9 protein-coding genes and 1 tRNA gene are annotated in these 9,892 nt (G+C 45.9%); 5 read left to right on the top strand and 5 right to left on the bottom strand.

What is annotated here, in order from left to right; genetic code table 11:
• Positions 1-12: 12 nt before the first annotated feature.
• From infB to A3CS_RS0104200, 4 genes are all read right to left on the bottom strand, one after another.
• Positions 13-2,502 carry a translation initiation factor IF-2 gene (gene infB, locus A3CS_RS0104185; RefSeq protein ID WP_019518265.1) on the bottom strand — a complete coding sequence of 830 codons (2,490 nt, stop codon included), beginning with the start codon at positions 2,500-2,502 and terminating at the stop codon, positions 13-15.
• Between the two features lie 15 nt (positions 2,503-2,517).
• The gene (gene nusA, locus A3CS_RS0104190) at positions 2,518-4,014 is read right to left on the bottom strand and encodes a transcription termination factor NusA (RefSeq protein ID WP_005545997.1); all 1,497 of its coding nucleotides are present in this window, start codon (positions 4,012-4,014) and stop codon (positions 2,518-2,520) included.
• Positions 4,015-4,037: 23 nt separating this feature from the next.
• Positions 4,038-4,493 (bottom strand): ribosome maturation factor RimP, encoded by a 456-nt coding sequence (gene rimP, locus A3CS_RS0104195; protein WP_005545995.1) that lies wholly within the window; start codon positions 4,491-4,493, stop codon positions 4,038-4,040.
• 155 nt (positions 4,494-4,648) lie between these two features.
• A tRNA-Met gene (locus A3CS_RS0104200) sits at positions 4,649-4,725 on the bottom strand.
• Between the two features lie 206 nt (positions 4,726-4,931).
• Between A3CS_RS0104200 and dcuC the strand changes: the two genes are divergently transcribed.
• From dcuC to A3CS_RS01000000110860, 5 genes are all read left to right on the top strand, one after another.
• A complete protein-coding gene (dcuC, locus tag A3CS_RS0104205) occupies positions 4,932-6,284 on the top strand; it encodes an anaerobic C4-dicarboxylate transporter DcuC (RefSeq protein ID WP_005545994.1) in 1,353 nt (450 codons plus the stop codon).
• 254 nt (positions 6,285-6,538) lie between these two features.
• Entirely contained in the window at positions 6,539-6,811 is a 273-nt protein-coding gene (locus A3CS_RS0104210; RefSeq protein WP_005545990.1) for a type II toxin-antitoxin system RelB/DinJ family antitoxin, read from the top strand.
• 11 nt (positions 6,812-6,822) lie between these two features.
• Positions 6,823-7,089, top strand: a complete 267-nt coding sequence (locus A3CS_RS0104215; protein ID WP_005545988.1) for a type II toxin-antitoxin system RelE/ParE family toxin — start codon at positions 6,823-6,825, stop codon at positions 7,087-7,089.
• 31 nt (positions 7,090-7,120) lie between these two features.
• On the top strand, positions 7,121-8,680 hold the full coding sequence (guaA, locus tag A3CS_RS0104220; protein ID WP_005545986.1) for a glutamine-hydrolyzing GMP synthase: 1,560 nt from the start codon (positions 7,121-7,123) through the stop codon (positions 8,678-8,680).
• Positions 8,681-8,860: 180 nt separating this feature from the next.
• Positions 8,861-9,619 (top strand): tyrosine-type recombinase/integrase, encoded by a 759-nt coding sequence (locus A3CS_RS01000000110860; protein WP_005545985.1) that lies wholly within the window; start codon positions 8,861-8,863, stop codon positions 9,617-9,619.
• On the opposite strand, the gene A3CS_RS0104230 is transcribed toward A3CS_RS01000000110860, so the two are convergent.
• A partial coding sequence (locus A3CS_RS0104230; RefSeq protein WP_019518266.1) for a DUF4376 domain-containing protein occupies positions 9,616-9,892 on the bottom strand: 277 nt, incomplete at its 5' end. The genes A3CS_RS01000000110860 and A3CS_RS0104230 overlap by 4 nt on opposite strands.

A 9,892-nucleotide genomic window follows, 5' to 3' on the forward strand; every position in this document is an offset into this window, starting at 1 on the left:
GCAATTAAAGGATTAAATCGAGCGTTTAACCTCAACCACTTCAAACACCTCAATCTGGTCACCGACTTTCACGTCGTTGTAGTTCTTCACGCCGATACCGCATTCCATGCCGTTACGCACTTCGGAAACGTCGTCTTTGAAGCGGCGGAGGGATTCCAATTCGCCTTCAAAAATCACCACGTTGTCGCGCAATACGCGGATTGGGTTGTTACGTTTCACGACGCCTTCGGTCACCATACAACCGGCGATAGCACCGAATTTCGGATGACGGAACACGTCGCGCACTTCTGCCAAACCGATGATTTCTTGTTTGAATTCAGGTTGAAGCATGCCGCTCATTGCCGCTTTGATTTCGTTGAGCAATTCGTAAATGATGGAATAGTAACGTAAATCGATGTTTTCGCTTTCGATAATGCGGCGGGCGGAGCCGTCTGCACGTACGTTAAAGCCGACAATGATGGCGTTAGAAGCTGCGGCTAACGTTGCATCGGTTTCAGTGATACCACCTACACCGGAGCCGACCACTTTCACTTTCACTTCGTCCGTTGAAAGTTCCATTAAAGATTGAACGATAGCTTCCACAGAACCTTGTACGTCCGCTTTCACAATGACGTTCAATTCCGCCACATCGCCTTCCGCCATGTTGCTGAACATATTTTCCAGTTTGGCTTTTTGTTGACGGGCAAGTTTCACTTCGCGGAATTTACCTTGACGGTATAACGCCACTTCACGCGCTTTTTTCTCATCACGCACTACAGTAGCTTCATCACCCGCCGCCGGTACGCCGGAAAGCCCTAACACTTCCACCGGAATTGCCGGACCGGCTTCGTCGATTTCTTTACCGTTTTCATCACGCATTGCACGCACGCGTCCGTATTCGAAACCGCAAAGCAGGATGTCGCCTTTGGTTAAGGTACCGGATTGAACCAAGATAGTAGCTACCGGGCCGCGACCTTTATCCAAGTAGGATTCAATCACCACCCCCGTCGCCATGCCGTTTTTCACGGCGGTTAATTCAAGCACTTCAGATTGCAACAAGATGGCTTCAAGCAATTCGTCAACACCGGTCCCTTTTTTCGCGGAAACATACACGAATTGCACGTCACCACCGAATTTTTCGGCGATAACGTCATATTGCAATAATTCTTGCTCGACGTGTTCCGGATTGGCTTCCGGTTTATCAATTTTGTTTACCGCAACGACAATCGGCACACCCGCCGCTTTTGCATGTTGGATCGCTTCAATCGTTTGTGGCATCACACCGTCATCCGCGGCAACCACAAGCACCACGATGTCCGTCGCTTTCGCACCACGCGCACGCATGGAAGTAAACGCCGCATGTCCCGGCGTATCTAAGAAAGTGATCATTTTGCCGTCGTCGGTTTCCACATGGTACGCACCGATATGTTGCGTGATCCCGCCTGCTTCACCTGCCGCCACTTTGGCTTTACGAATATAGTCAAGTAAGGAGGTTTTACCATGGTCAACGTGCCCCATGATAGTCACCACCGGTGCGCGGGTAACCAATTCTGCGTCCACATCACGATCGCTCATGACCGCTTCTTCCAACTCGTTTTCTTTACGCACGATCACTTTGTGACCCATTTCTTCCGCCACCAATTGTGCGGTTTCTTGGTCTATCACTTGGTTGATAGTCGCCATGGCGCCCATTTTCATCATGGTTTTAATCACTTCAGTGGCTTTTACCGCCATTTTATTGGCAAGTTCGGCAACAGTAATGGTTTCGCCGATCACCACATCACGGTTCACCGCCTGCGCCGGTTTGGTAAAGGCTTGTTGTAACGCGCTGCCCTTTTTCGCCTGTTTGCCTTTACCGCCCTTCACATCTTTTTGATTACGACGGTTAGACTCGCGTTCATTTTTGTTGCTGTCATCATCACGTCCGCCTTTTTTGGCTTTGGTCACTTTATTTTTGCCGCGACCACGACCTTCATTGCGGCGCTCTTCTTCATCTTCCGCTTCCAGGGCATAACTGGAGGTTAAATTGTAATCGGAGTAATCTTCCGTATTGCTGTTGTGCTGATTATCATCGGAAAGTTCCGCGTAACGCTTCGCTTCTTCTGCTGCTTTACGCGCTTGTTCTTCCGCTTTTTGACGGGCTAACTCATCCGCTTTACGACGTAATTCCGCTTCTTCCGCTTTGCGTTTCTCTTTTTCCGGATCCACAGATTTAACTTGATTATTGACCGCACTTTGTGCCTTAGTGGCCTGTGCCTGTTTTGCTTTTTCAGCGGCTTCTTCTTTCACCGCCTTCTCTCTTTGCACTTTTTCTTCTAACGCTTTTTGCTCGGCTTCTTGTCTGGCTTTCAATTTTGCCGCTTCTTCGGCTTTTTGTGCGGCTTCTGTCGGAATAGTGCGCTTTTTACGCACTTCCACCTGCACTTCTTTACTCTTACCGGAAGCGCTGGTACCACTAACAATGGTTTTCGTTCTACGCTGCAAACTCAGTTTCTTCGGCGCACCTTTTAATTCTTCTATCATCTTCTCACTCCTCTATTACTCAGTGAACCAACAAATATTTCTGGCTGCCATGATTAAATCAGCAGCTTGTTCGGCACCGAGTTCTTCAATATCTGCTAAATCATCAACTCCTTGCTCTGCAAGTTCTTCCAGCGTAGTGATTTGTTTTTCCGACAATTTAAATGCGATATGTCGATTCATGCCTTCAAGATTGAGTAAACGATCTTCAATTTTCGCTTGTTTCAAAGCTTCTTCTTCCGCCAAGACTTGTGCCGTAATGGCGTTTTTCGCACGGGTTTGCAATTCTTCGACCAAATCTTCATCTTCCAAACCGTCAATGGCAGTCAATTCGCTGACAGAAACATAAGCCAATTCTTCTAACGTAGAGAAACCTTCATCAATTAATAATTGGGCAAATTCTTCATCGATTTCTAATGTATCAATGAACAAGTTCAACACTTTGTCATCTTCCGCTTGGTGTTTCGCGTTTAATTCCTGTGTCGTCATCACGTTCAACACCCAACCGGTTAATTGGGTCGCCAAACGCACGTTTTGCCCGTTACGACCGATGGCTTGCGCCAGATTTACTTCTTCGACGGCAATATCCATGGCATGTTTATCTTCATCCACCACAATGGAACTCACATCTGCCGGCGCCATGGCGTTAATCACAAATTGTGCCGGATTGTCGTCCCAAAGTACGATATCAACGCGCTCACCGCCCAATTCATTGGTAATTGCCTGAACGCGCGCACCACGCATACCTACGCAAGCGCCCACCGGATCAATACGTTTATCATTGCTTTTCACCGCAATTTTCGCACGGGACCCCGGATCACGGGCGGCACTTCTGATTTCGATTAATTCTTCACCGATTTCAGGCACCTCCAAACGGAATAATTCAATCAACATTTCCGGTTTGGCGCGGGTCACGAACAATTGAGTGCCTTTGCTTTCCGGACTGACTTTATATAACACACCGCGCACACGGTCGCCCGGACGGAAATTCTCACGCGGTAACATATCTTCGCGTAACATGACTGCTTCCGCTTTGTTACCGTCTTCACCGTTCACATCTAAAATAACGCTGTCGCGGTTACTTTTCTTCACGGTAGCAGTAATAATTTGACCTTCTTTGGAGCGGAATTGATCAACGATTTTGCTGCGTTCCGCTTCACGAATTTTGGTACTGATAACCTGACGTGCGGTTTGCATAGTAATACGGTCAAAGGCGATGGACTCAATTTGATCTTCCACATAATCACCCACTTGCGCGTCAGGATCTTCAAAACGTGCTGCTTCCAACGTGATTTCTTTAGTCGGATTATTCACTTCTTCCACCACAACCCAACGACGGAAGGTGTCGAATTCGCCGGTTTTTGGATTAATGGCGACGCGAACATCTACGTCATATTCGTATTTTTTCTTGGTTGAGAGGGCGATTGCGCTTTCCAACGCTTCAAAAATTTTCTCGCGTGGCAATAATTTTTCATTGGATACGGCTTCTGCCGCTAATAAAATTTCTTTACTCATGCTGTTTCTATCCTTCTTTAAATTTAAAATTTCGCGACAACGCTAGCTTTTTGAATATTACCGAACGCTAAAATCTGTTCCTGTTTATCCACAATCAGCGTAATCATATCATTTTCAATTTTCGCCAATTCCCCTTGCCATTTACGACGATCCGCCACCGGAATGCGCAAATGCACCAAGATTTCCTGCCCAACATAACGGGCATATTGCGCCAAGGTAAACAACGGGCGATCCAACCCCGGTGAGGAAACCTCAAGGTTATATTTATCCGCAATAGGATCTTCCACATCTAACACTGCACTCACCTGACGGCTCACATCGGCGCAATCTTCCACCGTCACACCGCCTTCTTTATCAATAAACAAACGCACGGTTAAATAACGACCGACACGCTGGCATTCAATGCCCCAAAGCTGACAACCGAAATCTTCCACCGAGCCTTGTAATAAATCCTGTAATTTTTGTTCCAAAGTTGCCAAAACAACCTCCCTCAAACGATAGACGTAAAAAAAGGGCTTACAGCCCAGTTTTCAATAATTATCAAACAGTTATAATTAATTATTTGATATTTAAACAACAAATTTATCGTATAAAAAAACCCCAAAATTGGGGTTCTTTTTACTGAACTTGTGATTGGTTGCGGGGGCCGGATTTGAACCGACGACCTTCGGGTTATGAGCCCGACGAGCTACCAAGCTGCTCCACCCCGCGTCCGAAATATGTGGCGTATTATAGTTATCTGTAATGAAAATAGCAAGGTTTAATTCAGCAAAAGTCAACATAAAAAAACATCGCTAAAATCCACCGCACTTTTTATGATCCACTTCAAACTTTGTACATAAAGCCGTTTGCAGTGGCTTTATTTTTTCGCTACATTCAATGTTCTACGAATAAATCTCACCATCTAAGGAGCAATTATGGATTTAATTATCGGTTTAATCGCCATTGTCGCCGTCGCCTACTACATCGTAAAAGGCTATTCGGCGACAGGCGTATTAATGTTCGGCGGCTTGGCGCTGTTATTGATTTCCGTGTTATTGGGGCATTCCATTTTGCCGGAAAACGTCAAAAGCACCGGCTCCGCCTATTTTGATATTCTGGAATATGTGAAACATTTACTGTCAAATCGCGCCGGCGGCTTGGGTTTAATGATCATGATTTTATGCGGCTTCTCCGCCTACATGACCCATTTGGGCGCCAACGACGTGGTGGTCAAACTGGTTTCCAAACCCTTAAAAAATATTCGTTCGCCATATATTTTAATGGTGTTCGCCTATTTTCTAGCGTGCCTGATGTCCTTTGCGGTCGCCTCTGCCACAGGTTTAGGCGTATTGTTAATGGCGACCCTGTTCCCCGTCATGGTCAATGTCGGCATCTCTCGAGGTGCGGCGGCAGCCATTTGTGCCTCACCGATTTCCATTATTTTGTCACCGACCTCCGGTGATGTGGTGTTATCCGCCGAAATCTCCCAAATCCCATTAAGCGAATTTGCTTTCGGCACCAGCCTGCCGGTTTCCCTTTTCGCCATTTGCGGCATCGCCGTCGCCCATTTTTTCTGGCAACGTTATTTGGATCGCAAAGAAGGCATTAAAATCGAACGGGTTGACGCGTCCGAAATCAAAACCATCGCGCCGAATTTCTACGCGATTCTACCGCTTTTACCCATCATCGGCGTGTTACTTTTCGATGGTAAATTCGGGTTACCGAAACTGCACATCGTGACCATCATTATTCTGTGTTTTATCATTACCGCTGTGATTGATTTCGCCCGCAACTTCAGCGCGAAGAAAACCTTTGATAACTTGGTGGTCGCCTATCGCGGCATGGCGGACGCCTTTGCCGGCGTGGTGATGCTATTGGTCGCCGCAGGCGTATTCGCACAAAGTTTAAGCACTATTGGTTTTATCACCAATCTCATTGATTCCGCCCAATCTTTCGGTGGCAGCAGCTTAACTATGATGTTAGTACTCGCCGTCATCACCATTTTAGCCACCATGGCGACCGGCTCCGGCAACGCGGCATTCTACGCTTTCGCCGAACTGATCCCGAAACTGGCGGCGCAAATGGGCGCCAATCCGGCTTATTTAACTATTCCGATGTTACAAGCCTCCAACTTAGGTCGCGGCTTATCACCGGTGTCCGGCGTGGTGGTCGCGGTGTCCGGCATGGCGAAAATTTCTCCGTTTGAAATCGTGAAACGAATGTCCGTGCCGATGGCGGTGGGTTTCATTTGTGTGGTTATCGCCACAGAGTTATTCATTCCCGCCTAATTCACCGTAAAGTGCGGTGGTTTTTCCCGATGTTTTTCTACACTAAAAAAACACCCGTGAAATCCACCGCACTTTTGTTTGCCAAAACACCGCAATCGTTTACGTTATTCAAGGGAAGTGGTAGAATGCGCCACCGTTTTACAAGAGAGACAAAAAATCATAAGCAAGTGCGGTTAAAATTCGCGCTATTTTGTATTGCATTGCAATACGATTGACGTATAATTTCCTCGTATTTCACCATGGAGGAAAAAATTATGTTAGATAGCGCAGTGAATTTCCGTACTCAAGCCGACATCAAAGAGCAAGCGTTTAACGTCATTAAAAGCTATGGCTTAACGCCCGCTCAGGTGTTAAATATGTTTTTGACCCAAATTGCCAAAACCAACACAATTCCGCTCAGTTTGGATTATCAGCCGAATACAAAAACAGCTAATGCAATCAATGAATTAATGAGCGGAAAAGGGGAAAGATTTAGCGTAGATTCCTTTGATGAATTTCAACAAAAAATGCGTGATTTAAGCAAATAAAAAGGATTTTCATGGATTACGTTTTATCAAAAGAATATAAACGGGACTTAAAAAAACTTCCGGTCGAAATTCAATCCGGTCCGGAATATGCAGAGGTTTTATATTGCCTGTTCAATCAAAAATCCCTACCCGAACGATATAAAGATCATGCTTTGCAAGGAAATTGGCAGGGATTTCGAGATTGCCACATCAAAAATGATCTCATTTTAATTTACAAAATAGAAGCAGACACCCTCTATTTTGCAAGGCTAAATTCTCACTCGGAAGTGTTTAAATAAAATTCATATCCATTACATATTAGAGAAAACCATGACCAACATCCATAACCATAAAATCCTCATCCTCGACTTCGGTTCCCAATATACCCAACTCATCGCCCGCCGTGTGCGTGAAATCGGGGTGTATTGTGAGCTTTGGGCGTGGGATGTGACCGAACAACAAATCCGTGATTTCAACCCAACGGGGATTATTCTTTCCGGTGGTCCGGAAAGCACCACGGAAGAAAACAGCCCGCGCGCACCTGAATATGTCTTTCATGCCGGCGTGCCGGTATTAGGCATTTGCTACGGTATGCAAACCATGGCAATGCAGCTTGGCGGCTTAACGGAAACCTCTGATCACCGCGAGTTCGGTTATGCCTCCGTTTTAATAGAAAATCCGACCGCACTTTTTGCCCATTTAAATGACGGCGACAGCAAATTAGATGTGTGGATGAGCCACGGCGATAAAGTTACCCGCCTGCCGAAGGACTTCCAAATCACCGGCACCACGCCGACCTGCCCGATTGCCGCCATGTCTGATGAAAATCGTCGTTTCTACGGCGTGCAATTCCACCCTGAAGTAACCCACACCAAAAAAGGCTTGGAATTATTAACCAATTTCGTAGTAAACATTTGTGGTTGCGAAACCAAATGGACGGCAGAAAACATCATTGAAGATGCCGTGGCGCGCATTAAAGCGCAAGTAGGTGATGACGAAGTGATTTTAGGCTTATCCGGCGGCGTGGATTCTTCCGTGGTGGCGCTGTTATTACATCGCGCTATCGGCAAAAACTTACATTGCGTGTTCGTGGATAACGGTTTATTGCGTTTAAACGAAGGCGTTCAGGTGATGGAAATGTTCGGCGATAAATTCGGTTTGAACATTACCCGTGTTGATGCAGAAAGCCGTTTCTTGAGCGAGTTGGCGGGCGTTTCCGACCCTGAGGCAAAACGTAAAATTATCGGCAAAGTGTTTGTGGATGTGTTCGACGACGAATCGAAAAAACTCACCAACGTAAAATGGCTCGCGCAAGGCACCATTTATCCTGACGTGATCGAATCCGCCGCCGGCAAAACCGGCAAAGCCCATGTGATCAAATCCCACCATAACGTAGGCGGCTTGCCGGATTACATGAAATTAGGCTTAGTTGAGCCGTTACGCGAACTATTCAAAGACGAAGTGCGCAAAATCGGCTTGGCATTAGGCTTACCGGCAGAAATGATCAACCGTCATCCGTTTCCCGGCCCGGGTTTAGGGGTGCGCGTACTCGGCGAAGTGAAAAAAGAATACTGCGATTTATTACGTCGCGCCGATGCAATTTTTATCGAAGAATTGCATAACAACGGTTGGTATGCGAAAACCAGCCAAGCCTTCAGCGTATTCCTGCCGGTGAAATCGGTAGGTGTGATGGGCGACGGGCGTAAATATGACTGGGTTATCTCCCTGCGCGCCGTAGAAACGATCGATTTTATGACCGCACATTGGGCACACCTGCCTTATGATTTGCTCGGCAGAATTTCCAATCGCATTATCAATGAAGTAAACGGCATTTCCCGTGTGGTATATGACATCAGCGGAAAACCACCAGCAACGATTGAGTGGGAATAATATTTCCGCATTTCATGACGTTTCAAAATAGTTATAAAGCCCCTCTCTGTCGGGGTTTTATTATTTCATGGCGTTTCATACCATTTCATAGTATTTCATTTTTATTGCGTTATTTTTGACGGTGTGTATTGAAACACAATCCAAAAAGATCAAAAATACCGACACTTTTCAGACGGTATAATGGACGTAATAAAAATGCTCACCGATTCAAAAATCAAATCACTAAAACCAAAAGATAAACTCTATAAAGTCGCTGATCGTGACGGGCTTTATGTATCAGTCACTCCCGCAGGGACTATCACATTCCGTTACGACTACAGAATCAACGGTAGACGCGAAACATTAACTATCGGTAAATACGGCGCCGACGGAATAAATCTCGCAGAAGCGCGCGAAAAATTAATGATCGCAAGGAAGCAGGTCAGTGAAGGCATTTCTCCCGCCGGTGAAAAGCGTAATCAAAAAGACCTTATCCGCAATGCAGATCGCTTTTCCGCTTTCGCTGAAAAATACCTTGAGGAGGTGCAACTGGCAGAAAGTACAAAAGCCCTCCGCGTGGCCACTTATGAACGAGATATTAAAGGCACGTTTGGGAATCGCTTAATGACCGAAATCACTACGGATGAAATCCGCCGCCATTGCAATAAAATTAAAGATCGCGGTGCGCCTTCCACGGCCATTTTCGTACGGGATTTAATCGCGAATATCTACCGATATGCGATTCAGCGCGGACATAAACTGCCAAATCCAGCCGATGAAATCGCAAATTCATCTATTGCAACGTTCAAAAAGCGCGAACGCGTTCTAACCCCGAGAGAAATAAAACTCTTTTTTAGCACACTTGAAAACACTCAATCGGATTTCGCACTGAAAAAAGCAGTAAAATTTATCTTGCTAACTCTTGTGCGAAAAGGTGAACATGATAGCCCCAAATTTTAATTTTCTTTATCTGCATAGGTTTTGCTCCATCCGGTTGAATAATTATAGTTTAATGGCTCCGCTGACTGCTCCAATGCTAATTTGTGCTTTGTTGCAACTTGATGATTGTGCAGCTTGGAATCTTTCAATTCTTTGAATAACGCTTTCATTTTTTCGTGGTCCATCATGACAACATCATTTTCATACGTCGTCCACGGCACCGTTTCATCACCCAACACATCAAACGCTGCTTTCAGCTCAATGACGTTCGCGCGCGCTTTGTCATCCGAATCG

Origin of the sequence: Aggregatibacter actinomycetemcomitans DSM 8324 (assembly GCF_000372365.1) — a bacterium.
GTDB classification, from domain to species: domain Bacteria; phylum Pseudomonadota; class Gammaproteobacteria; order Enterobacterales; family Pasteurellaceae; genus Aggregatibacter; species Aggregatibacter actinomycetemcomitans.

What these genes read in the sequence shown, in the direction of transcription:
- A3CS_RS0104215 (WP_005545988.1), top strand. Translation starts at nt 6,823, where the DNA reads ATGGATTACGTTTTATCAAAAGAATATAAACGGGACTTAAAAAAACTT.
- dcuC (WP_005545994.1), top strand. Translation starts at nt 4,932, where the DNA reads ATGGATTTAATTATCGGTTTAATCGCCATTGTCGCCGTCGCCTACTAC.
- infB (WP_019518265.1), bottom strand. Translation starts at nt 2,502, where the DNA reads ATGATAGAAGAATTAAAAGGTGCGCCGAAGAAACTGAGTTTGCAGCGT.
- A3CS_RS01000000110860 (WP_005545985.1), top strand. Translation starts at nt 8,861, where the DNA reads ATGGACGTAATAAAAATGCTCACCGATTCAAAAATCAAATCACTAAAA.
- A3CS_RS0104210 (WP_005545990.1), top strand. Translation starts at nt 6,539, where the DNA reads ATGTTAGATAGCGCAGTGAATTTCCGTACTCAAGCCGACATCAAAGAG.
- guaA (WP_005545986.1), top strand. Translation starts at nt 7,121, where the DNA reads ATGACCAACATCCATAACCATAAAATCCTCATCCTCGACTTCGGTTCC.
- nusA (WP_005545997.1), bottom strand. Translation starts at nt 4,014, where the DNA reads ATGAGTAAAGAAATTTTATTAGCGGCAGAAGCCGTATCCAATGAAAAA.